Consider the following 21,690-nt stretch of genomic DNA (forward strand, 5'->3'; position numbering starts at 1 on the left):
GGATGGCTATGCTTTTCTGAACCATCGGTGCGGCCATTGCCAGCGGCTTATCCGCCAACAGGGCGTCTTGTTGCGACGACCTGTGCTTTTAGCAGTGAGAGCCGTTCATGCCTCGCTGGCCTGCGCCGACATTTTCCGCCGGGCCGGGTCGGGCGCCTCGCTCGACGGCGCCTCAGGCTTGTCCGACGGCGCCCGTCGGCCAAGCGATCCGGCGGTCAGCAGGCTGAGCGCGATGAACGGGATGCCGATGGCAAAGGCCGACCGGATGCCCCAATGCTCCGAGACGAAGCCGAGCAGCGGCGGACCGAGCAGGAAGGCGACGAAGGAGATCTGCGACAGCGCCGCGACATTGATTGCCGCGGGGCGATCCGTTCGCTGGGCGGCCGCGGAAATCGCCAGTGGAAAGAGCGCGCTGCTGCCGATGCCCAGAAGGGCAAAGCCCAGCATGGACAGGAATGGGGCAGGCGACAGGAAGACCAGCAGCACGCCCGCCGCCATGCTCGCCAACAGCACGCGCGCCACGCCGCTTGGCGAGTGGCGTTCGACGAAGCTGTCGGCGAAAAAGCGCGTGGTTGCTTGCGAGAATGCAAACAGCGCCACCGTGAACCCGGCGACGAACGGCCCCGATTCGAACACGGTGCGCATATAGATCGCCGACCAGTCCATGCTGGCGCCTTCCATTAGCATTGCCGACAGCGTCACCGCAACGAGGACAAGGATCGGCAGCGTCGGCCGTGCCAGCGTGGGTGCCCGCATGGGAGGCTCGTCGCCATTGCCGGCAAAGCGGCTTGGCGCAGGCTGGTAACCACCGAGAAACAGCGCCGTCGATATTGCTACCATCGGCACGACCATCGCCAGGTGCAATTGCGGCGAGACGCCGAGATGCGCGAGTGCCGCGCCGAACAGGCCAGCGCCGAAGAAGCCGATGCTCCAGAACGAATGTGCCCGGTTCATGATCCGGCGCTTGACCAGGAATTCCGTCCTGTCGGCCTCGACATTGAGCATGATCTCGATGCTGCCGATCATCAGCCCGACCGGAAACAGCATGAGGAACAGGGAGACAGGCCCCGGTGCGTGCACCGCGATCGCATAGGCCACCGTCAGCAGCGGAACCAGCCCGAGCAGCGCGCGGCGGAAGCCGACGCGCTCCAGTATCGGCGCCGCCAGGGTGAGCGCGGTCAAGGTGCCGATCGGCGTGCCGATCAGGCTGAGCCCCAGCGTGCCGTCCTGGATGTCCATGGCGTGCTTGATGTCAGGCAGTCGCGGAAAGATGTTGCCCATGCCAAACGAATAGATCGCAAACCCGGCATAAATCCGGTGTTGAGGGGTGAGGCTGAGGCCAAAAATCATCGCAATGCTTTCAACGAAGGAGGGGGCCGTCAGTTGGCTTGTCCAACTGCAGGCGCGCCTCGCTTCTTGCATAAACGTGCAAAACATGCAAGAACGTGCATGAAGAAACAGGATCATGCAATGCTCACCGATGAACGGCATCAGCTCATCCGCGACCGGCTTGCGGCGCAGGGCAGGGTATTGGCCGGCGAGCTGGCAACCCGGTTCGGCGTTTCGGAAGACACGGTCCGCCGCGACCTGAGGGAGCTGGCAAAGGCCGGGCAGTGCCGCCGCGTCTATGGCGGCGCGGTCGCTCCGGCGCCCTTCGCCGCGGCGCCGGTCGGCCAGCGCGGTGGCCATGCGGTCGAGGAGAAGATGCGGCTGGCGAGCGCGGCGGTGGCGCTGCTTTCCAGCGGGCAGAGCCTGTTCATCGATGGCGGCACCACCAATGCCGCGATCGCCAGGGCCATTCCGCGCGACCTCGAGCTGACCATAGCCACCAATTCGCTCAGTGTTGCTTCGGCATTGTCCGATCATCCCCTGGTCGAACTGATCGTGCTGGGCGGCAGGTTCGATCGCGACCTTGGAACCTGTGTCGGCGGCGATACGCTGGCGGCCGTCGCCCAGCTTGGCGCCGATCTGTTTTTCCTGGGCTCCTGCGGTCTCGATGCCTCACGCGGCGTCACCGCTTTCGATTCGGCAGAGGCCGAAGTGAAGCGGGCCATGGCCAGGAACAGCGCCGGCATCGTCATCGCCGTCACCAACGACAAGCTGGCCACCGCCGCGCCCTACCGCGTCACTGGGCCTGAAGCGATCCGCCATCTGGTGGTTGAAAAGACCGCGCCGGCAGCGATCCTCGCGGATTTCGAACGGCAGGGCGCCGAAATCCACTTCGCCTGAACAGGCAGCGCCCGCACCCGCTTGCCTTGACAAAGCTGGGCTCTCATGCGCTTTTCGCGCAAATTTCGAGCCGGGCCGTCGGCCCGCAACCCCAGCATCCGGACTTAATCCCTATGACAATGCATCGTTACCGCAGCCATACCTGTGCCCAATTGCGAAAGAGCGACGTCGGCGCTTCCGTTCGCCTGTCGGGCTGGGTGCATCGCGTGCGCGACCATGGCGGCCTGCTGTTCATCGACCTGCGCGACCACTACGGCCTGACCCAGATCGTCGCCGACCCGGATTCGCCGGCTTTCAAGATCGCCGAGACCGTGCGCGGCGAGTGGGTCATCCGCGTCGACGGCGAGGTCAAGGCACGTTTGGCCGAGACCGCGAATGCCAATCTGCCAACCGGCGAGATCGAGATTTTCGCGCGCGAGATCGAAGTGCTGTCAGCGGCCAAGGAATTGCCACTGCCGGTGTTCGGCGAACCGGATTATCCCGAGGACATCCGCCTCAAATACCGCTTCCTCGATTTGCGCCGCGAGACCCTGCACAAGAACATCGTGGCGCGCACCAGGATCATCGCCGAGATGCGCAAGCGCATGGGCGAGGTCGGCTTCACCGAATTCTCGACGCCGATCCTGACCGCTTCATCGCCCGAGGGCGCGCGCGACTTCCTGGTGCCGTCGCGCATCCATCCCGGCACCTTCTACGCGCTGCCGCAGGCGCCGCAGCAGTACAAGCAATTGATCATGGTGTCGGGCTTCGACCGCTATTTTCAGATCGCCCCATGTTTCCGCGACGAGGACCCGCGCGCCGACCGATTGCCCGGCGAGTTCTACCAGCTCGATCTGGAGATGAGCTTCGTCGAGCAGGATGATGTGCTGTCGACCATGGAGCCGGTGATGCGCGGCGTCTTCGAGACTTTTGCCAACGGCAAGCCGGTGACGCAGAACTTCCAGCGCATTCCTTATGACGTGGCGATGCGCAAATACGGCTCCGACAAGCCGGACCTGCGCAACCCGATCGAGATGCAGGCTGTCTCCGATCATTTCCGCGAGTCCGGGTTCAAGGTGTTCGCCAACATCTTAGCCAACGACCCGAAGGCCGAAATCTGGGCCATCCCGGCCAGGACCGGTGGTTCACGCGCTTTCTGCGACCGCATGAATTCCTGGGCGCAAGGCGAGGGTCAGCCGGGACTGGGCTACATCTTCTGGCGCAAGGAGGGCGAAAAGCTCGAAGGCGCCGGACCGCTGGCCAAGAACATCGGCGAGGAGCGCACCGAAGCGATCCGCCTCCAGCTCGGCCTCGCCGACGGCGACGCCGCCTTCTTTGTTGCCGGCGATCCGAAGAAGTTCGTGTCCTTCGCCGGCGCTGCGCGCACGCGGGCCGGCGAGGAGCTGAACCTTGTCGACCGCGAGCGTTTTGAACTGTGCTGGATCGTCGACTTCCCGTTCTTCGAATGGAATGAGGACGAGAAGAAGATCGATTTCGCCCACAATCCGTTCTCGATGCCGCAGGGCGGCATCGACGCGCTCAACGGCGAGGATCTGCTCGGCATCAAGGCGTTCCAGTACGACATGGTCTGCAACGGCTTCGAGATCGCCTCCGGCGGTATCCGCAACCATCTGCCGGAAACCATGGTCAAGGCTTTCGAGACGGTCGGGCTGGACCGTGCGACGGTCGAGGAACGCTTCGGCGGTCTCTATCGTGCCTTCCAGTACGGCGCGCCGCCGCATGGCGGCATGGCGGCGGGTGTCGACCGCGTCGTCATGCTGTTGGTCGGGGCCAAGAACCTGCGCGAAATCACCATGTTCCCGATGAACCAGCAGGCCTACGACTTGCTGATGAACGCGCCGTCGGAAGCGAGCCCGCAGCAGCTTCGCGACTTGTCGCTGCGCGTCGCGGTGACGAAGAAAGAGGTTTAAGAACCTGGCTCAACCGGTTCTTCCGATTCGAGAATCGGCCCACAAAAAAGCCCGGCATCGCTGCCGGGCTTTTCCATTTGAAAGCGCGTTTATCAGTCTTCGTTCGCCTTGACGTGGACGCCGAGCGTCTTCGGCAAGTCGTACGGGTTGGACATGCCGCCGGCCATGATCAGCGCGAACGGCACCGATGCCGGCGGCTCTGCCGAAATCTCGAGGCTCTGCGGATCGTCGAGATATTTGTTTACGGCGGCCGACACTTCAGCCGTCAGCTCGGGATTGTTGAGCTGCGCCATGCCGAAGGGCACGATCGCCTTGGCCTGGTTGGCAATGTCCTTGCCGGACATGCCTTGTTGCTTGCCGAAATAGTCCAGCAGCTTGCCGGTCAGCGAATCGTCGTCGAAGCGGATCGAGGCGCCGTTGAACGAAAGCTGCTGCAATAGGCCGAGCATGGCCATGCCTTGCGCCGAATTGTCGGCGCCTTCGGGCTGTGCCGCCATCTTTTTCTGCATCTCCTGCATCGACTTGACGAAATCGAGCGTGTAGCCGCCGATATCGAAAGTCATGCCGAGCGTACCGGCATTGTCGACGGACATGTCGTATTTCGACAATTCCATCTTGCCGTCCGCGGGCTGCCAGGTGCCGGCCATTTCGATATTGCCTGATATGTTCTGGTAGCCGAGCGCTTCGATCACTGCCTTGGACTGGGCATCGTCGACGAGGGTGAGGTCGCCGTTGAATTTTTCCGTCGTCAAGGAAAACTCCATCGCCTTGCCGTCGGCCGGCGGGGTAATTTCGACGGCGAGCCCGTCCATCGAGAAGGCCGTCTTGTCAGCGACCTTCACCGTCATGTTGGCGAGTTCGGCCGACTTGTACATCATCATCGAACCCATCGGGCCCGTGGCGCCCTCGGCCGGAACGTTCATGTCGTGGATCACGAAGGGGCTGAGATCGAGCGTGACGCCATCCTTGCTGTGCGTGAACGCGGAGGTCGAGACGGTTCCGATATCGTAGCCGCCATTGGCCTCGGTCACGCCTTCAAGTTTGACGTCGCCGATCGGCAGCGCTTCCTTTTCTGCCGCCGGCTTCACGGTCACGCCCTGCAGCACCAAATTGGAGTCGTCACCGGTCACGCCGGTCCAGGAGATGTCCATGCCCTGGGCGGCAGCCAGAGCCTTGAGCCGGTCGGCGACCGCCGTGTTCTGCGCAAGGGCCGCATTCAGCGGCAACGTCAGCAGAAAGGTCGAAAGAGCGAGTTTGTAAAATGAGCGTTGGATTGTCATTGCAAGTCCCCTGAGATGTCCTTGAAAGAATGGTTTCATTCGTTGCGTCGTCACCATTCCGTGACGAACTGGACCGGATAAAGGCATTTGTCCATTAGAATGGCCGAAAATCACGGCGAAACGCAAACCCGATCGCCAGCCTTTGCGTGATGCGGTGAATTTGTCATGAAGATCGGGTCCATGCGTCGTCGCGTCATGCCTTAGACAGCGCGTGTAACAGATTGATGTTGGCAGGCGCCCGCACCGCTTCCGATGCTGTTGCACAAGGTCGGCAAATTGGAGTGCTCGCGCCGGCAATTCAGTGAAATCCATCACACAGCGCGGTCAATGGCGATGCTCCCATTGCCGGAATGTGGGCTCATAGACCGTCCAAGGTCGCGCCGATGCGGATTCCCACACCGGCGCCTTGCCGCGAATCACCCGCTCGGCTAGTTCCAGCCCATGGGAAAAAGGCTTTTGCCGCCTCAAGATGGCGGCGGCGATCATATCGAACCGGTCGACCTGAAGAAGGCGCTGGAAGAGCGCTATCTCGCCTATGCGCTGTCGACCATCATGCACCGGGCGCTGCCGGATGTGCGCGACGGGCTGAAGCCGGTGCATCGCCGCATCATGCATGCCATGCGGCTGCTCAGGCTCAACCCCGACCAGGGCTTTGCCAAATGCGCCCGCATCGTCGGCGAGGTGATGGGCAAGTTCCATCCGCATGGCGACCAGTCGATCTACGACGCGCTGGTGCGGTTGGCGCAAGATTTTTCGATGCGCTACCCCTTGGTCGACGGGCAAGGCAATTTCGGCAACATCGACGGCGATAACGCCGCCGCCATGCGCTACACCGAAGCGCGCATGACCGATGTGGCGACCGAGCTGCTTGCCGGCATCACCGAGGACGCGGTCGACTACCGGCCGACCTACAATGAGGAGGACGAAGAGCCGGTCGTTCTGCCTGGCGCCTTCCCGAACCTGCTCGCCAACGGCTCGTCCGGCATTGCGGTCGGCATGGCGACCTCGATCCCGCCGCACAACGCCGCCGAGCTTTGCGACGCCGCCTTGCATCTGATCGAGCATCCGGATGCGCCGGTGACCAAGCTGATGGACTTCGTCCAGGGGCCTGACTTCCCGACCGGCGGCATCATCGTCGACAGCCGCGCTTCGATTCTCGAAGCCTACGAAACCGGCCGCGGCGGCTTTCGCGTCAGGGCCAAATGGAGCCAGGAGGACCAGGGCAGGGGCACCTGGAGCATCGTCGTCACCGAAATCCCCTATGGCGTCCAGAAGGCCCGGCTGATCGAAAAGATCGCCGAGCTGTTGATGGCGCGCAAATTGCCGCTGCTGGAAGATATCCGCGACGAAAGTGCGGAAGACATCCGCGTCGTGCTTGTGCCGAAGAGCCGTTCGGTCGATCCGGGCATATTGATGGAATCGCTGTTCAAGCTGACCGAGCTCGAAAGCCGATTCCCGCTCAACATGAATGTGCTGTCGCGCGGCAAGGTGCCGAACGTCTTGTCGCTGAAGGGCGTGCTCAGGGAATGGCTGGAGCACCGCCGCGAGGTGCTGGTCCGCCGCTCGAAGCATCGCCTTGGCGAGATCGAAAGACGCCTCGAGATCCTCGCCGGGTATCTGATCGCCTACCTCAACATCGACGAGGTGATCAGGATCATCCGCGAGGAGGATGAGCCCAAGCAAGTGATGATGGCGCGCTGGTCGCTCACCGACACCCAGGCCGAAGCCATCCTCAACATGCGGCTGCGCGCCTTGCGCAAGCTGGAGGAATTCGAGATCCGCAAGGAATTCGACGGCCTCTCCACCGAGAAGAAGCAGATCGAGGCGCTGCTTGCCTCCGACGCCAAGCAGTGGTCGACGATCAAGTGGGAAGTCACCAGCATCCGCGACAAATTCGGACCGGAGACCGATCTCGGCAAGCGCCGCACCCAGTTCGCCGACGCGCCCGAACACGATTTGACCGACATCGCGCACGCCATGATTGAGCGCGAGCCGGTCACCGTGGTGGTCTCGGAAAAGGGCTGGCTCAGGGCGATGAAAGGTCACCTGACCGATCATTCCACCTTGACCTTCAAGGAGGGCGACAGCCTCAAGCTCGCTTTCCATGCCCAGACCACCGACAAGGTGCTGGTGTTTACCACCGGCGGCAAGTTCTACACCATCGGCGCCGACCGGCTGCCGGGCGGCCGCGGCCATGGCGAGCCGATCCGCATCATTGTCGACATGGACAACGACCAGGACATCGTCACCGCTTTTATCCACGATCCCAAGCGCAAGCTGCTCCTGGTGTCGCACGACGCCAACGGCTTTGTCGTGCCGGAGGAAGAGGTCATCGCCAACACCCGCAAGGGCAAGCAGGTGATGAACGTCAAGGCGCCCGACGAGGCCAAGCGCTGCGTGCCGGTCACCGGCGATCATCTCGCCATTGTCGGCGAGAACCGCAAGATGCTGGTGTTCGCGCTCTCCGAGATCCCGGAAATGGGCCGCGGCAAGGGCGTTCGCCTGCAGAAATACAAGGATGGCGGCGTGCTCGACCTCAAGCCTTTCGTGCTGGAGAGCGGCCTGTCGTGGCAAGATTCGGCCGACCGCACCTTCACCAGATCGCGAGAGGAACTGGCGGAGTGGATCGGGGCTCGCGCTTCGGCAGGGCGCATGGTGCCGAAGGGATTCCCGAGGACGGGGAAATTTGGGTAGGTATCTCCCCCCTCGAGGGGGAGATGTCGCCGAAGGCGACAGAGGGGGTCGGTACGTCCAGACGCGACACCCCTTTGCCGGCAGGAGAGGCTAGCGCTTCACGCGCGGCGACCCCCTCTGGCCTGCCGGCCATCTCCCCCTCGAGGGGGGAGATTCCCACGCATTTGGACTATCGTCACGATTGCGGCACTATAACAGTGCATAAACGCTGAGATGGCAGGGAAGAGATGGGCGTTTGAAGCAGGCTGAAATCCAGAAACCGGAGCGGCATCAGCGCCTGTTCGGCCTGTCGACGCCGGTTCGGTCCGCCGTCATCCCGCCGCTGTCGGCGGCGCGCTGGCTGCTGGTGCTGATTGTTGCCGCCGGCGTCTATTTCTTCCATGGCTTCCTGTTCCCGGTATTGGCCGCTCTGGTCATCGCCTTCGCCAGCTGGCCGCTCTATCGGCGGCTGCTCGCCGGTGTTGGTGGCAATCGCACCATTGCCGCCACCCTGGCGATCCTGTTCATTCTCACCTTCCTGGTGGTGCCGATCGCACTTGCCGGCACCTATGCCATCAACGAGGTCCGCGAATGGGTCGGTTGGGCGATCGAGACCAACCGGCACGGCGCGGTGACGCCGCACTGGATAGCGACACTGCCGGTAGTGGGCGAGTGGCTGAACGATCAGTGGACGACCAATATCGGCCATCCCGGCGGCATCGGCGAGCTGATCCAGTTGATCAGCGGCGCCAATATCGGCAGCATCTATCGCGGCGTGCTGGCCGCCGGCGGCAGCGCCTTCGGCCTGTTGCTGACGCTGCTGTTCATGATGATCGCGCTGTTCTTCGCCTATCGCGACGGCGAGCATTTCGCGGGCCAGGTCGACCGTCTCGGCGAGCGCATCCTGCCGACGCGGTGGGAGCGGATTTCGCGTGTGGTGCCGGCAACGATCTCCTCGACCGTCACCGGCATGACCGTCATCGCCATCGGCGAGGGGCTGGTGCTGGGCATCGCCTATTGGCTGGCCGGCGTGCCGTCGCCGGTGACGCTCGGCGCGCTGACCGGCGTCATGGCGCTGATTCCCGGCGGCGCCCCGCTCTCGTTCACCCTGGTGTCGATCTACCTCGCCGCCAGCGGTTCGCCGATGGCCGGGCTGGCGCTGTTCATCTGGGGCGCGGTCGAGCTGTTCATCGTCGACAAAACATTGCGTCCGAAGCTGGTCGGCGGGCCGATCAAGCTACCCTTCCTGCCGACCTTTTTCGGTCTGATCGGCGGCGTCAAGACGATGGGCTTTCTCGGCCTGTTCATCGGCCCGGTGCTGATGGCGCTGCTGGTCGCGATCTGGCGCGAATGGTTGCGCGAGGTGGAACTGGTGGACGAACTTGCCGTCGTTGCGCCCGAGGAGCCGGCGGGTGGTCCACCGCAGATCGATATTGTCGCCGAGAAAAAGGCCAGGGCATGAACCTGCGGAAGGCTGAGAATCCGGCGATTGACGGCCCTTCAATTGCTGTCTAGCTATGTCGCCATGAAGTTCGAACTCGTCTTTGTCGTGGTAGGAGAGCGCATGGGCAGGGTGGGGTAGCCACCCGGCGGAAGCACCCATGCGCGGCAAGCAGGCTCCTGACGGGGCCTTTTTTGTGCCTGCAGCCCGGGCCGGTCCTCGTCAGATTTCTGAAAATCCACCTGACAAGACGGTACGGCCATGACGCGCGACAGCTCCACCAAGCCTGCAGGCATGCAAACCGGGAAGACGGTTTCGGTGCCACCCCCTTATGCCATCCTCATATTCCTGACGGCCCTCTCGGTGCTGCCGGTGAACATTTATTTGCCTTCGCTGCCCAAGATCGCGGTCGAGTTCGACGCTGATTTCGCGCTCGTCAATTTTTCGGTTGCCGGCTACGCGATTGTCACGGCGCTGACAGAACTGATCTCAGGCGCATTGTCGGATCGATTTGGGCGCAGGCCGGTCGCATTGACTTCGATCGCGATCTTCATCCTTGCGTCTGTTGGATGCGCCCTTGCCACCAGCATTGAAGTTTTCTTGCTCTTTCGAATGATGCAAGCATCCATCGCCGCCTGCTTCTCCGTCGCCCTCGTGGTCATCAAGGAGACATCAGGCGAACGCGAAGCGACAAGCCGAATAGGCTACGCCGCCATGGGATGGGCTGTTGCGCCGATGCTCGGGCCTACCCTCGGCGGGGTGTTGGACGAGTTGTTCGGATGGCGGTCGATCTTCATCGTACTTGCGGCGCTGGGTGCGGCCATGCTGGTTTTTTGCCTGCGCGATCTGAGAGAGACGGCTGCGCCTTCAAGGACGTCGGCAAGCAGCTATTTTGCGTCCTACTTGCAGCTGCTGGGCTCGGTCAGATTCTGGGCTTTCGCGCTGTGCATGGCCTGCTCGATGGGCACATTCTACATCTTCCTTGGCGGCGCTCCGCTGGCCATGAGCGGATCTCTCGGCGGCTCAAGCGCGATGCTGGGCCTCTTTATGGGAATGGTCCCGACCGGTTTTCTGCTGGGCAGCTTTTTGTCCGGCCGATACGGGTCCGGATATGCGCGAGGCGCTGTGCTCGTGGTTGCACGCCTCCTGACTTGCCTCGGCCTGTTTTTCGGATTGATCCTGTCGATCTCGGGCGCGACTCACGCTTTGGCGTTCTTTGTGCCTTGCATGTTCATTGGCATAGGCAACGGGCTGACGTTGCCCGCCGCCAATGTGGGTGTGCTGTCGGTTCGTGCTGATCTTGCCGGCACCGCCGCCGGTCTGGCTGCCGCGATGTCGTTAGCAGGCGGCGCGCTTATCGCCATGATCGCCGGCCTGTTCCTCAGAGAGGCAGGCGCGGTGCGCCTGCTGCTCGGTATCTTGCTCACGTCGGCATCGCTCGCCTTGTTGGCGGCGTTGTTTGCGGCATTTGTCGATCGGAGCAGTTTCAAACCAGCTGCCAGTTCAATCTAGCAAGCGGGCCGCATCTTTGCGCGTCCGCGCTCTAAGCCGGGTGACTGACGGCAAGCGTGGCGCGGCGCTTGCGCCCCTCATGCAATTGCCACAGCGAATGGGCGACCAGCGTGACGATGAGGATGGCGCCGCCGATCAGGCTGTTGCGCGATGGGGTCTCGGCAAAGATCACCCACACCCAGACCGGTGCCAGCACGGTTTCCAGCAGATAGAACATCGCCACTTCCGGGCCGGAAATGTATTTCGGCCCGTTGGCGAGGCAGAAGAACGAAATCGGCATGATGACGGCGCCGTTGAAGATGATCCACCACGGCGCGTTCACCTGAACACCGGTTCTCGAGACCATGAACGCGGCGACGGCACAGGGCAGGATGACACCGATCAGGGCGGTAAACCCCATGTCCTTGCCGCTGGCGCGCGAGATGGTGATGGCGGCGGCAATCATGAACGCCGCACACAGCGCCATCAGGTCGCCGAACAGATGCCCGGTGCCGATCGAATCGCCGACGATGATGGCGACGCCGACTATCATCAGGGCGAGAGCGGCGAGCGTGATCGGCCGCGGCCGCTCCTTCAGGAACAGCCATGACAGCAGGGCTGAAAACATGGTCGTGAAGGCGAGGATGAAGACAAGGTTGGCGGTCGAGGTGTTGAAGACGCCGGTGACGAAGCAGATCGAGCCCAGCCCGTAGAGCGCGGCGACCATCAGCCCCGACCAGCCGGGGATGAGCTGCGGCGCGTCCTTGCTCAGCGAGCGCCAGACGGCCCAGATGACCAGCGCTGCGAGGAAAGTTGTGCCGGTGCGCAGCAAGAGGATTGTCCAGGCGCCGCCGTCGGCGAGCCGGATCAGCGGAATGTCGAAAGTCAGCGCCAGCCCGCCTATGGCGGTGATGAGAAGGCCTTTCTGGTGGTCGTGGTGGGCCGACATGCGGGCAGTTCTCTCAATGAATTTGAGGCAGCCGTAAACCGGCCCAGCGTCTGTTTTCCAGTCGATTGACCGGAAGACCAGCGGCATCCCCCTTGAAACAGTCCAATGCATGTCGCCCAAAAGTGCGCAGCGGTTTTGGGACAACGACATGCATCAAAACAAACACTTAAAGCGCGTTGCCTAAATCCGCTTCAACGCGACGCGCTTTAAGGATGAACAGCGAAGGAAAAAATCAGCGCGAAACCGCTTCGTGGTCGTAGCGCTCCCAGCCTTTCGGGCCGAGATGCTCCTGCGGCATGAAGCGCATCTTATAGTTCATCTTGCGCGAGCCGTTGACCCAGTAGCCGAGATAGACATGGGGCAGGCCCATGGCTCTGGCGCGGGCGATGTGGTCGAGGATCATGAAAGTGCCGAGCGAACGGTCCTCGAAGTCGGGATTGAAGTAGGAATAGACCATCGACAGGCCGTCGGCCATCTTGTCGGTCAGCGCCACGGCGATCAGCTCGCCCTGGCCTTTGCCGGTGATGAAGGTGTCGGGGCCGCGTCGGCGATATTCGATGACCTTGGTGTCGACATGGGTGTCCTCGACCATCATGGCGTAGTCGAGCACCGTCATGTCGGACATGCCGCCACGGCGGTGGCGGGCATCGAGATAGGAGCGGAACAGCGAGTACTGTTCGGTCGACGGTTGCGCGTCGTGCATGGCGCCGACGAGATCGGAATTGTGCTGGATCACCCGCTTCATGTTGCGGCTGGCGGTGAATTCCTGCGCCAGGATGCGCACCGAGACGCAGGCGCGGCAGGTCTCGCAGGCCGGCCGATAGGCGATGTTCTGCGAGCGCCGGAACCCGCCTTGCGTCAGAAGGTCGTTCATCTCCGGCGCCTTGTCGCCGACCAGATGCGTGAACACCTTGCGCTCGAACTGGCCCTCAAGATACGGGCACGGCGACGGCGCGGTCAGGAAGAACTGCGGCGACTGGGTCGGGTGCTGCGTCATCGAGCCTTGGAAACACTCCTGCGAATCGTCCTACCTTTGGCGCGGACGGCGAAAAATTCAACAGGATTATAGACGCTTGGTTGACCGGACGCCTTCACATTTATGCAAAAGCGGCTCCCGGGACTCGTAAAAAGCTGTTTCAACGGTCGCTGCGGCTGACCACCGTGCCGAGCAGCAGATCGTGCAGCGTGCGTTTGCGGTCGGAAAACAGGGTCACCAGAAGCACCAGCGGCGTCAGCATGACGTTGCCGGCCCAGAACAGCACCGAATGCACCACGGCGGTGAGCCCATCAATGCGGGTGCCATCGAGGCGGTCGAGCCGGATGCCCATCATCTTCATGCCCGTCGTCGCCTGGTCGATGCTGCCCAGCGTGTTCCAGATGTAGAGGATGGCGACAGCCGGCACGAGGATTGAGAACAGCATCCAGCCGAGACCGAGCGTCAGTAGCCCAAACAGGAACACCAGGATCGCGAACGGAATGGTCAGCAGCGCGACGATGCAATAGTCGATGATGAAGGCAAAGATGCGCCGAGAGCGCACGCCCTCATAGGCCCTGATATCTTCGAGCCTGCTGGTGATGATTTCGCCGTCAAGTACGCGCGCGTTCATGTCATATCCTCGTAATCGGGGCCGCAATAGGGTGCGGACCTGGCTGTGATGAAATGGTGAAGGCCTGCGGCATAATCAAGATCGGGCCTTTCAGCGGCATCAATGACGAAGCTGCGCCGGCGCGGTGCGAATCGGTTGAATTCACCGCACGGATGGCGTTAGCTTGCTGCGGCGCAACAAAGGCAGTCAGGCGCCAGGGGCGAGGGACGGGGCAATATGGATTATGACATGCTGGTCATCGGCAGCGGGCCTTCCGGGCGCCGCGCCGCGGTGCAATCGGCCAAGCTCGGCAAATCGGTGCTGGTGGTCGACAGGGGGCGGCGCCTCGGCGGCGTGTCCGTACACACCGGCACCATCCCGTCGAAGACACTGCGCGAGACGGTGCTCAACCTTTCCGGTTGGCGCGAGCGTGGCTTTTACGGACGCGGCTACCGGGTCAAGCAGGACATTTCGGTTGGCGATCTGGTCGAACGCCTGCACAAGACGCTCGATCACGAGGTCGAGGTGCTGCAGCACCAGTTCATGCGCAATACGGTGAAGAGCGCGCGCGCCGCGGTAAAGTTCCTCGGACCCAACAAGGTCAGCCTGACCACCGACACCGGCGACTACAGCGAAGTCGGATTCGCCCATGCGCTGATCGCGGTCGGCACCAGGCCGCATCGGCCGCGTGACGTGCCCTTCGACAAGACCCGTGTCTTCGACAGTGACGAGATGCTGGAGCTCGGCCAGTTGCCGCGCACGCTGACGGTGATCGGCGGCGGCGTCATCGGCGTCGAATATGCGACGATTTTTTCCGCGCTCGACGTGCCGGTGACGTTGGTCGAGCCGCGCAACACCATCCTCGATTTCGTCGACCGCGAGATCGTCGACGATTTCATCCACCAGATGCGCGACCGCGGCATGACGATCCGGCTGGGCAGCGCGGTGAAGGAAATCCGCTCCAAGCCGGAGGCCGCGGAAGTCGAACTGGCCGATGGCCGCACCATCCGTTCGGATGTCGTACTCTACGCCGCCGGTCGCACCGGCAATGTCGGAACCTTGGGCCTCGACCTGGTCGGCATCGACGCCGATTCCAGGGGCCGCATCAAAGTCGACCCGCAGACTTTCCAGACCAGCGTGCCCAACATTTATGCCGCCGGCGACGTCATTGGCTTTCCGAGCCTTGCCTCCACCTCAATGGAGCAGGGCAGGGTGGCCGCCTGCCATGCTTTTGGCGTGCCCTTGCCGCCGCCGCCGGAAACCTTTCCCTATGGCATCTACGCGGTGCCGGAAATCTCCACCGTCGGCCAGTCCGAGGAACAGGTGCGCGACAGTGGCGCTGCTTATGAGGTCGGCGTGGCGCGCTTCCGCGAGACCTCGCGCGGCCACATCATGGGCGTCAACACCGGCTTCCTGAAGCTGCTGTTCTCAATCGAAACCCGCCGCCTGCTCGGCGCCCACATCGTTGGCGAGGGCGCCACCGAACTCATTCACATCGGCCAAGCGGTGATCAACCTCGGCGGCACCGTCGATTTCTTCGTCAACAACACCTTCAACTATCCCACGCTCGCCGAAGCCTACAAGATCGCCGGGCTGGATGCCTGGAACAGGATGGGGCGAGGGTAGGCGGTTACTTCTGCTCAGCCTTCCATCTGGGCGAGCAGCGACAGCATGACGTTGGCCGAAGGCATCGGCAGCACCGCTTCGATTTCCGCCGGCCGCACGCCGGCGATCTTAATCGCAGATATCCTGCGCTTCTCGAAAGTCGGTTTCCGTCTCAAGCCTCGTTGTCCGCATCCACATCTTTCAGCCGGCTTACTGTTTCCAGTGGCTCGCTGGGGCGCTATGTGAATGGACAGGGTCATGGAAGCGCGACGGGAGGTCGGACATGCTGGGCTGGTTCCGCAAGCTGCTGCCGCGCGAGGATCGATTCTTCGAGCTGTTCGAGCGACATTCCCGCACCGTGGTCGGCGGCGCCGAGGCGCTGGAGCAGCTTCTGCAGGGCAAGGACATCGATCGCTGGTGTCAGAAGATCATCGATCTCGAGGATGAGGCCGATCATATCACCGCCGAAGTACTGCTTGCGGTGCGGCGCTCCTTCATCACGCCTTTCGATCGCGGCGACATCAAGGATCTGATCCAGTCGATGGATGATGCCATCGACATGATGCACAAGACCGTCAAGACGGTGAAGCTGTTCGAAAAGAAGGAATTCGACCCGCTGATGCAGGAAATGGGCGGCGTCATCGTCGCTGCCGCCAAGCTGGTCGCCGAGGCGATCCCGCTGCTGAGCAAGGTCGGCACGCACACCGTGCGCCTCAACGCCATCGCCGAAGAGGTCATGCGCGTCGAAAGCCGCGCCGACGATCTGCACGAGCAGGGGCTGAAGGACCTGTTCAAGCGGCACGGCCGCAGCGACCCGATGGCTTACCTGATCGGCAGCGAGATTTACGGCCAGCTGGAAAAGGTGGTCGACCGTTTCGAGGACGTCGCCAACGAGATCAGCGGCATCGTCATCGAGAATGTTTAGGTGATGGAAGCCACCATTGCCTTTCCCGTGCTGATCGGCCTTGTCGCCGTGGCGCTGTTCTTCGATTTTCTCAACGGCCTGCACGATGCCGCCAATTCCATCGCCACCATCGTCTCCACCCGCGTGCTGCGGCCGCAATATGCCGTTCTGTGGGCGGCTTTCTTCAATTTCATCGCCTTCATGTTCTTCGGTCTCCATGTCGCCGAGACAGTGGGGAAGGGCATCGTCGACGTCAGCATCGTCACGCCGGCGGTGATCTTCTCAGCCCTTGTCGGCGCTATTGTCTGGAACATCGTCACCTGGATTGCCGGCATCCCGTCGAGCAGTTCGCATGCGCTGATCGGCGGGCTGGTCGGTGCCGGCGTTGCCAAGGGTGGGGTCAGCGCCATCGTCTGGACGGGGCTTGGCAAGACGGTCGCCGCGATCGTCCTGTCACCGGCGACAGGTTTTGTTCTGGCGCTTGCCCTGATCCTTGTCGTTTCCTGGCTGTTCGTGCGCCAGACGCCGTTCGCCGTCGACAGCACCTTCCGCGTCCTGCAGTTCTTTTCCGCCTCGCTCTATTCGCTCGGCCATGGCGGCAACGACGCCCAGAAAACCATGGGCATCATCGCCGTGCTGCTCTATTCGCAAGGCATGCTCGGCGCCAATTTCTATGTGCCGCTGTGGGTCGTCCTCACCTGTCAGACGGCGCTGGCGCTCGGCACCTTGTTCGGCGGCTGGCGCATCGTCCACACAATGGGTTCGAAGATCACCCGGCTGAACCCGATGCAGGGCTTCTGCGCCGAGACCGGTGGTGCCATCACCCTGTTTGCCGCCACCTGGCTCGGCGTTCCAGTGTCGACCACGCATACCATCACCGGCGCCATCATCGGCGTCGGCGCGGCCCGCCGCGTCTCGGCCGTACGCTGGGGCATCGCCGGGAACATCGTCATTGCCTGGATCGTCACTTTGCCGGCCACGGCCGCCATTTCGGCCCTCACCTATCTTGTCACGCGCCTGGGCGGCTGACGCGGAGAGGACGCCGAAATCTGAATATGAACGTCCATAGAGATCTGACGCAAAATCTATGGCCCTGAAGTGCCGTTCGATTTCTTGCCAAAAGCCGGTTGTCGTCCAACCCAACCCTTATCGGGTTTTTGTCAGATTTCTGCTAGGCAACGGTTTCACGACGCGGGCCTCTTTGAGGGTTTTGAGTGCCTCCTCTTTGGTGAGGCCGAACTTGCGGGCAAAGTAGGCGGCTTCGATCGCCATTTCGCGATCTGCCAAGGATTCGATCCTCTGCTTTGCCTTCTTGCCCACGACAGGAATCATAGCACATTCCGCTAGATAGCTCCAATTAAGCTCGTCGAACGCGATGGCTTGTCAACCGCGTAGGGGCAGCGCGCCAGTGGCTTCTCGGCTTCCTTCGCCTCGATCAGCGCAACGATGTCTGCAATCTCCCAACGCTTTCCGGCGACGCCGTAAATCTTGACCAGCATGGCGTGGTCGATCTCGCCGCGGAATGCCATGCGGCCGTCGCCGCGCGCTGAGCGGTCAATCCGCCTGTGTGATGGCCGCTGGGCCTGCCAGCCATTGCCTGACGATTTCGGCATCCCGGCCGCCGAATTCATGACCTGATGGGATGATCCGGGCGTCGATCTCGGCGCCGCGCTGGCTGAGCAGTAACACCAGCGCCGGCGCGAAAGGGGCGTAGGTCAGGTCGGCGGCACCAGCAATGATCAGCACTTGCGCCTTGCTGAGGTCCGCCGGCGGCACGTCGTCCAGCACCGGCATGGCGCGTAACAGCGCCGCCCGTTCGACGAGGCCCGGATGCAGCAGCATCATGGTGGAAACCAGATTGGCACCGTTCGAATAACCGAGAAATGTGGAGCGGGAGAGATCGAGGTTTTGGCGCTTCGCGGCGTCGGCAATGAAATCCGCGAATGCGTCTGTCTCCGTGCGGATGCTGTCCTGCTCGAAGCGCGTCGGCGTGATGCGTGTAAACCAGCGGAACCCGTCCTCCTGGGGGATGCGGCCACGCACCGCCACCAGCGCCGCGCGCGGCGCGATCTGCCGGCCGAGCGGGACCAGCGTGGTCTCGTCGACGCCGGAACCATGCAGCAGAAAAAGCACTTCGCCGGTTGCATCGGCAGGCCTGTAGAGGCGGTAGGGAAAGTCCAGGTCGCGCCTCAGAAATCCATCTTCAGCGGCCTCTTCAGCCATCATCACATCCTTTTGATATAACGTCACTTTTGTTCATTTGCCGGCTTCAAAACGGAATATTTTCATGCTCCGTGAAAGTTGATTGAACCAGGCTAACTTCAGTCCGTTTCTGCGCCGATACACTCTCTCACGGGAGGAATCGAAGCGGTGCGTCGGGGGTCGCATTGCCCCAATGAACGACCAGCTTTGAGGCCTTTTGTCGATGTCCATGCCAGTTTCGTCCGAACGCGACACGCGTATCGATGTGTTTCGCGCACTCGCGCTCATCACAATATTCATCGACCACGTGCCAGGCACCGCTTTCGAAACCCTGACCTACAAGAATTTCGGCTTTTCGGACGCGGCGGAAGCGTTCGTGCTGATCTCGGGCATGTCGGTCGCCCTTGCCTATGGCAGCAAGTTTCAGCCGGGAGGCCGGCTGCTGGCGACGCTGAAAATGTGGCGGCGGGCGGGTGTGCTCTATGCCGCCCATATCGTCACCACGATGGCGGTGATGGCCATGTTCTGCGCGGCAGCGGTGTTCGCCCGGCGCCCGGAGCTGCTGAAACTGATCAACATCGAGCCGCTGATGAAAAACACGCCGGAGGTGCTGATCGGCATCGTCACGCTTGGTCATCAGCTCGGCTACAACAACATCTTGCCGGTCTATGCAGCGCTGCTGCTGATGGCGCCGGCCTTCCTGCTGTTCGTCAGCTACCGGCCGCTGCTGGCGCTGGCCGTGTCCGGCACGTTGTGGCTGGTTGCCGGAATCTACCAGATCGCGCCGCCCAATTATCCCGAGCCGGGGTTCTGGTTTCTCAATCCGCTGTCGTGGCAGTTCCTCTTCAACATCGGCCTGGCGGGCACGCTGCATGTCAGGCGCGGCGGCACCATTCCAGTCAATCGCTGGCTGGTCGGCGCGGCGGCAATCTATGTCGCGGGAGCGCTTGTCTGGGTGCACAGCCCGCTCTGGGGGCACGTGTCATGGCTGGATCTGCCGGTGGTGCTGACCGGCTTCGACAAGACGTTCCTGTCGCTGCCGCGGTTGCTGCACATTCTGGCGATGAGCTATTTGATCGTTGCCTTTCCGGCCATCTCGAACCTGTTCCGCACCGCTCGCGATCATCCGCTCGCCATACTCGGCAAGCGCTCGCTGCCGGTGTTCATCGCCGGCACGGTGCTCGCCATGGCAGCGCAGGTGCTGAAGCTGATCAATCCCGGAGGCCTTGTCTATGACACTCTGCTGATCGCTGCAGGCATCGCCATGCAGTTCGCGCTCGCCTTCTATCTCGAATGGTTTTCGACCGTCGGTGCATCCGGCAAGAGGCCGACACGCAGCGAAGCAGCCTCCGGGCGGGCCTCCTTCAGCGCGCAGCCGGCGGCGGCAGGCGCCAACCGATAGATTCGGGTTCAAGCTTTCTTGGGCGGCCCGGCCGAAGCCCTGACGATCAGCTCGACATCGAGTATTTCGCGCAGCACCTTGCCGTCGAAATCAAGGATCGCCCGCGCCGCCCGGCGGCCCATCTCGGCAATCGGCTGGGCGACCGTGGTCAGCGCAGGATCGCAAAGTGCGGCGCCAGGCACGCCGTCGAAGCCGACGATGGAGACATCGCCGGGCACCGCTATACCCCGCGCAGCCAGCCATTCGATGGCGATCATGGCCATCCGGTCCGACATCGCCAGGATAGCTGTGGGCTTCTCACCGCTTGCGAAAATGGTTTCGAGGCCGGCTCTTGTGCTGGCTTCGTCGTTCTCGGTCTCGTAAACCGGCACCTTGGCGGTGTCGACGCCGAAGCCGGAAAGCACCTCGAAGTAGCCGGCAAGGCGGTCGCGCGTGCCGGTGTAGACCGCCGCCGCGACCTGCTCAGGCGAAACAAGGCCGGTGCGGCCGTCGGCGAACTGCAGCGACAGCACGGCGAAGCGGCGATGGCCAAGCTCGGCGAGATGGCGCGCCGCCATGCGGGCGCCGGCGACATTGTCGACACCGATCGCCGAAACCGTCTCGTCCTCGAAGCCGAGCTCAAGCGCAACGAAGGGCAGCTTGCGTTCGCGTGTCAGCTCGACAAGGCGCGAGCCGCCCTCGATGCAAAACAGGATGAAGCCGTCGACCAGCGCGCTCTGGATGTTCCAGGCAAGCTTTTCCTCATTGTTGGCGGACACCAGTGCTATGCCGGCGCCGGTGGCGTCGCATGCCGTGGAAATGCTGGCCATCATGGCGCGGGCATAGGGATCGTCGAAGAAATAGGCGAGGGGTTCGCCTGTCGCGACGCCGATCGCATTGACCTTGCCGGCGCGCAGCAGCCGGCCCTTGGGGTCAGGCCCGGCATAGCCCATCGCTTCCGCCGCCGCCTTGACCCGCTCGCGCACTTCCTCGCGCACGATCTCGGGACGGCTGAAGACATTGGAGGCAGTGCCGTGCGAAACCCCGGCGGCCTTGGCGATGTCCGCCAGCCGGATGGGTCTTGTGCTGCCTTCGCCGCGTAGCGCCATTTTTGCTTGCCTCCATCTCCCATCTAGCACGTTCGTTGGCAGCATCTAGCACTTTCGTTGGATCGATTCAAATTTTTGCTTGACATCCGCCCGTCAAGACCTATGTTTGAATCGATCCAAGTGTCATGCCAATTGTGGTTGGATCGCTTGAAGAGGAGGGTGCCATGCATCCCGTCAACTATCTGTTCGAAGACATCTACGGCAACGACTGGGGCATCGCTCCGGTTGCCCGGAAGCGCCGCGGCAAGGCCGCGAAGCGCGATCTGCGTTTCCTCGTGGAGCGCAAGCGGAGCTGATCGGCGCGGCATTTTTGTGCCGGTCGATTGGATCGATTCAAGTTTCATAACAGGGAGAGTGCCATGCATCCCGTTAATCGTCTGTTCGAAGAAATTCTTCGCAATTATTGGGGTATGTCGCCGGCCTCCAATCGGCCGGAGCGGCGGCGTGCCGCCGAGCCGGCCACGCGCGACCGTGAACTGCCGCTCCGACCTGAGCGCCGGGAGGACGAGCGCCGGCAAGGGTGAACGTCATTAGGGCCGACGCTCACAACAGGGCGCACCTCAAGCGCGTGGACGCACCAGCGCCGAGCCGGCAATCACCAGCCAGCCGGCGATGAGCAAGGTGCCGCCGATCGGCGCTGACATCGGAAACAGCCGTGAGCCAAGGAAATCTCGGGCGAGAAGATCGCCCGAGAACAACAGCAGCCCGGCGAGAAGGATGAAGCTTCCGATCCGCAGTACCCGGTTCACGCCGATAAGGCCAACGGCCAGAAACACCGGCGCATTCATCAGCAGGAAGGATGCAGCGGTGCTTACAAATGCACCGCCGAGATGCGCCGCCGCGGCGGACAGCGCCACGCCCGCCGCGCCGCACAGGCCGCCGGCAAAAACAAGGATGCGGCCACTGTTGCCTGCAAGCTGCTCGGCCATG

Annotated in this window: 21 protein-coding genes; 10 read left to right on the forward strand and 11 right to left on the reverse strand. The window is 62.5% G+C overall.

Annotated elements, in window-relative coordinates:
* Positions 1–105 precede the first annotated feature (105 nt).
* The gene (locus AC1DVW_RS14235; protein WP_477323835.1) at positions 106–1,350 is read right to left on the reverse strand and encodes an MFS transporter; all 1,245 of its coding nucleotides are present in this window, start codon (positions 1,348–1,350) and stop codon (positions 106–108) included.
* A gap of 120 nt (positions 1,351–1,470) precedes the next feature.
* Here AC1DVW_RS14235 and AC1DVW_RS14240 point away from each other — a divergent pair, with 120 nt between their 5' ends.
* Positions 1,471–2,229 carry a DeoR/GlpR family DNA-binding transcription regulator gene (locus AC1DVW_RS14240; RefSeq protein ID WP_477269116.1) on the forward strand — a complete coding sequence of 253 codons (759 nt, stop codon included), beginning with the start codon at positions 1,471–1,473 and terminating at the stop codon, positions 2,227–2,229.
* A 113-nt stretch (positions 2,230–2,342) separates the two neighbouring features.
* Complete coding sequence (gene aspS / locus AC1DVW_RS14245; protein ID WP_477242789.1) at positions 2,343–4,139, forward strand: aspartate--tRNA ligase; 1,797 nt, start codon at positions 2,343–2,345, stop codon at positions 4,137–4,139.
* A 92-nt stretch (positions 4,140–4,231) separates the two neighbouring features.
* On the opposite strand, the gene AC1DVW_RS14250 is transcribed toward aspS, so the two are convergent.
* Positions 4,232–5,419 carry a hypothetical protein gene (locus AC1DVW_RS14250; protein ID WP_477323839.1) on the reverse strand — a complete coding sequence of 396 codons (1,188 nt, stop codon included), beginning with the start codon at positions 5,417–5,419 and terminating at the stop codon, positions 4,232–4,234.
* Positions 5,420–5,860: 441 nt separating this feature from the next.
* On the opposite strand from AC1DVW_RS14250, the gene parC reads away from it, so the two are divergent.
* The 3 genes from parC (at position 5,861) to AC1DVW_RS14265 (ending at position 11,045) form a co-directional block, all read left to right on the forward strand.
* Positions 5,861–8,113 (forward strand): DNA topoisomerase IV subunit A, encoded by a 2,253-nt coding sequence (parC, locus tag AC1DVW_RS14255; RefSeq protein ID WP_477242791.1) that lies wholly within the window; start codon positions 5,861–5,863, stop codon positions 8,111–8,113.
* A gap of 235 nt (positions 8,114–8,348) precedes the next feature.
* The gene (locus AC1DVW_RS14260; RefSeq protein WP_477323841.1) at positions 8,349–9,554 is read left to right on the forward strand and encodes an AI-2E family transporter; all 1,206 of its coding nucleotides are present in this window, start codon (positions 8,349–8,351) and stop codon (positions 9,552–9,554) included.
* 240 nt (positions 9,555–9,794) lie between these two features.
* Positions 9,795–11,045: an MFS transporter gene (locus AC1DVW_RS14265; protein ID WP_477323843.1), complete on the forward strand. Its 1,251-nt coding sequence runs from the start codon at positions 9,795–9,797 to the stop codon at positions 11,043–11,045.
* 31 nt (positions 11,046–11,076) lie between these two features.
* Here AC1DVW_RS14265 and AC1DVW_RS14270 read toward each other — a convergent pair whose 3' ends face one another.
* The 3 genes from AC1DVW_RS14270 to AC1DVW_RS14280 form a co-directional block, all read right to left on the reverse strand.
* Positions 11,077–11,973, reverse strand: a complete 897-nt coding sequence (locus AC1DVW_RS14270) for a DMT family transporter (protein WP_477242794.1) — start codon at positions 11,971–11,973, stop codon at positions 11,077–11,079.
* 232 nt (positions 11,974–12,205) lie between these two features.
* Entirely contained in the window at positions 12,206–12,970 is a 765-nt protein-coding gene (locus AC1DVW_RS14275) for an arginyltransferase (protein WP_107647332.1), read from the reverse strand.
* Between the two features lie 139 nt (positions 12,971–13,109).
* Positions 13,110–13,580: an RDD family protein gene (locus tag AC1DVW_RS14280; protein WP_477242795.1), complete on the reverse strand. Its 471-nt coding sequence runs from the start codon at positions 13,578–13,580 to the stop codon at positions 13,110–13,112.
* 216 nt (positions 13,581–13,796) lie between these two features.
* Here AC1DVW_RS14280 and sthA point away from each other — a divergent pair, with 216 nt between their 5' ends.
* Positions 13,797–15,185, forward strand: coding sequence for a Si-specific NAD(P)(+) transhydrogenase (sthA, locus tag AC1DVW_RS14285; RefSeq protein ID WP_477269129.1), 1,389 nt, complete (start codon positions 13,797–13,799; stop codon positions 15,183–15,185).
* Positions 15,186–15,199: 14 nt separating this feature from the next.
* Here the strand turns inward: sthA and AC1DVW_RS14290 are convergent, their stop codons facing one another.
* Positions 15,200–15,340 (reverse strand): hypothetical protein, encoded by a 141-nt coding sequence (locus tag AC1DVW_RS14290; RefSeq protein ID WP_477323845.1) that lies wholly within the window; start codon positions 15,338–15,340, stop codon positions 15,200–15,202.
* Positions 15,341–15,447: 107 nt separating this feature from the next.
* On the opposite strand from AC1DVW_RS14290, the gene AC1DVW_RS14295 reads away from it, so the two are divergent.
* Together AC1DVW_RS14295 and AC1DVW_RS14300 are read left to right on the forward strand one after the other, a co-directional pair.
* Positions 15,448–16,089 (forward strand): DUF47 family protein, encoded by a 642-nt coding sequence (locus AC1DVW_RS14295; RefSeq protein WP_477242797.1) that lies wholly within the window; start codon positions 15,448–15,450, stop codon positions 16,087–16,089.
* A 3-nt stretch (positions 16,090–16,092) separates the two neighbouring features.
* Complete coding sequence (locus tag AC1DVW_RS14300) at positions 16,093–17,097, forward strand: inorganic phosphate transporter (RefSeq protein ID WP_477324374.1); 1,005 nt, start codon at positions 16,093–16,095, stop codon at positions 17,095–17,097.
* A gap of 117 nt (positions 17,098–17,214) precedes the next feature.
* Here the strand turns inward: AC1DVW_RS14300 and AC1DVW_RS14305 are convergent, their stop codons facing one another.
* The 3 genes from AC1DVW_RS14305 to AC1DVW_RS14315 are packed head-to-tail and all read right to left on the reverse strand — an operon-like array spanning position 17,215 to position 18,291.
* Positions 17,215–17,400 (reverse strand): hypothetical protein, encoded by a 186-nt coding sequence (locus AC1DVW_RS14305; protein WP_477269132.1) that lies wholly within the window; start codon positions 17,398–17,400, stop codon positions 17,215–17,217.
* A gap of 11 nt (positions 17,401–17,411) precedes the next feature.
* Positions 17,412–17,597, reverse strand: a complete 186-nt coding sequence (locus AC1DVW_RS14310) for a hypothetical protein (RefSeq protein ID WP_477323847.1) — start codon at positions 17,595–17,597, stop codon at positions 17,412–17,414.
* 25 nt (positions 17,598–17,622) lie between these two features.
* Positions 17,623–18,291, reverse strand: coding sequence for an alpha/beta hydrolase (locus AC1DVW_RS14315; protein WP_477323849.1), 669 nt, complete (start codon positions 18,289–18,291; stop codon positions 17,623–17,625).
* Positions 18,292–18,493: 202 nt separating this feature from the next.
* Here AC1DVW_RS14315 and AC1DVW_RS14320 point away from each other — a divergent pair, with 202 nt between their 5' ends.
* Positions 18,494–19,672, forward strand: coding sequence for an OpgC family protein (locus AC1DVW_RS14320; protein WP_477323851.1), 1,179 nt, complete (start codon positions 18,494–18,496; stop codon positions 19,670–19,672).
* 8 nt (positions 19,673–19,680) lie between these two features.
* Here the strand turns inward: AC1DVW_RS14320 and AC1DVW_RS14325 are convergent, their stop codons facing one another.
* Entirely contained in the window at positions 19,681–20,760 is a 1,080-nt protein-coding gene (locus tag AC1DVW_RS14325; RefSeq protein WP_477323853.1) for a LacI family DNA-binding transcriptional regulator, read from the reverse strand.
* Positions 20,761–20,924: 164 nt separating this feature from the next.
* Here AC1DVW_RS14325 and AC1DVW_RS14330 point away from each other — a divergent pair, with 164 nt between their 5' ends.
* Entirely contained in the window at positions 20,925–21,056 is a 132-nt protein-coding gene (locus tag AC1DVW_RS14330) for a hypothetical protein (RefSeq protein ID WP_477323855.1), read from the forward strand.
* A 264-nt stretch (positions 21,057–21,320) separates the two neighbouring features.
* Here the strand turns inward: AC1DVW_RS14330 and AC1DVW_RS14335 are convergent, their stop codons facing one another.
* Positions 21,321–21,689 (reverse strand): DUF423 domain-containing protein, encoded by a 369-nt coding sequence (locus AC1DVW_RS14335; protein WP_477323857.1) that lies wholly within the window; start codon positions 21,687–21,689, stop codon positions 21,321–21,323.
* Between the last annotated feature and the right edge of the window lies 1 nt (position 21,690).

The organism is Mesorhizobium sp. P3_B5 (assembly GCF_056402815.1).

Coding starts and splice junctions, on each gene's coding strand:
- AC1DVW_RS14235 (WP_477323835.1), bottom strand. CDS start 1,350: ATGATTTTTGGCCTCAGCCTCACCCCTCAACACCGGATTTATGCCGGG.
- AC1DVW_RS14240 (WP_477269116.1), top strand. CDS start 1,471: ATGCTCACCGATGAACGGCATCAGCTCATCCGCGACCGGCTTGCGGCG.
- aspS (WP_477242789.1), top strand. CDS start 2,343: ATGACAATGCATCGTTACCGCAGCCATACCTGTGCCCAATTGCGAAAG.
- AC1DVW_RS14250 (WP_477323839.1), bottom strand. CDS start 5,419: ATGACAATCCAACGCTCATTTTACAAACTCGCTCTTTCGACCTTTCTG.
- parC (WP_477242791.1), top strand. CDS start 5,861: ATGGGAAAAAGGCTTTTGCCGCCTCAAGATGGCGGCGGCGATCATATC.
- AC1DVW_RS14265 (WP_477323843.1), top strand. CDS start 9,795: ATGACGCGCGACAGCTCCACCAAGCCTGCAGGCATGCAAACCGGGAAG.
- AC1DVW_RS14270 (WP_477242794.1), bottom strand. CDS start 11,973: ATGTCGGCCCACCACGACCACCAGAAAGGCCTTCTCATCACCGCCATA.
- AC1DVW_RS14275 (WP_107647332.1), bottom strand. CDS start 12,970: ATGACGCAGCACCCGACCCAGTCGCCGCAGTTCTTCCTGACCGCGCCG.
- AC1DVW_RS14280 (WP_477242795.1), bottom strand. CDS start 13,580: ATGAACGCGCGCGTACTTGACGGCGAAATCATCACCAGCAGGCTCGAA.
- sthA (WP_477269129.1), top strand. CDS start 13,797: ATGGATTATGACATGCTGGTCATCGGCAGCGGGCCTTCCGGGCGCCGC.
- AC1DVW_RS14295 (WP_477242797.1), top strand. CDS start 15,448: ATGCTGGGCTGGTTCCGCAAGCTGCTGCCGCGCGAGGATCGATTCTTC.
- AC1DVW_RS14300 (WP_477324374.1), top strand. CDS start 16,093: ATGGAAGCCACCATTGCCTTTCCCGTGCTGATCGGCCTTGTCGCCGTG.
- AC1DVW_RS14305 (WP_477269132.1), bottom strand. CDS start 17,400: ATGATTCCTGTCGTGGGCAAGAAGGCAAAGCAGAGGATCGAATCCTTG.
- AC1DVW_RS14310 (WP_477323847.1), bottom strand. CDS start 17,597: ATGGCATTCCGCGGCGAGATCGACCACGCCATGCTGGTCAAGATTTAC.
- AC1DVW_RS14315 (WP_477323849.1), bottom strand. CDS start 18,291: ATGGCTGAAGAGGCCGCTGAAGATGGATTTCTGAGGCGCGACCTGGAC.
- AC1DVW_RS14320 (WP_477323851.1), top strand. CDS start 18,494: ATGTCCATGCCAGTTTCGTCCGAACGCGACACGCGTATCGATGTGTTT.
- AC1DVW_RS14325 (WP_477323853.1), bottom strand. CDS start 20,760: ATGGCGCTACGCGGCGAAGGCAGCACAAGACCCATCCGGCTGGCGGAC.
- AC1DVW_RS14330 (WP_477323855.1), top strand. CDS start 20,925: ATGCATCCCGTCAACTATCTGTTCGAAGACATCTACGGCAACGACTGG.
- AC1DVW_RS14335 (WP_477323857.1), bottom strand. CDS start 21,689: ATGGCCGAGCAGCTTGCAGGCAACAGTGGCCGCATCCTTGTTTTTGCC.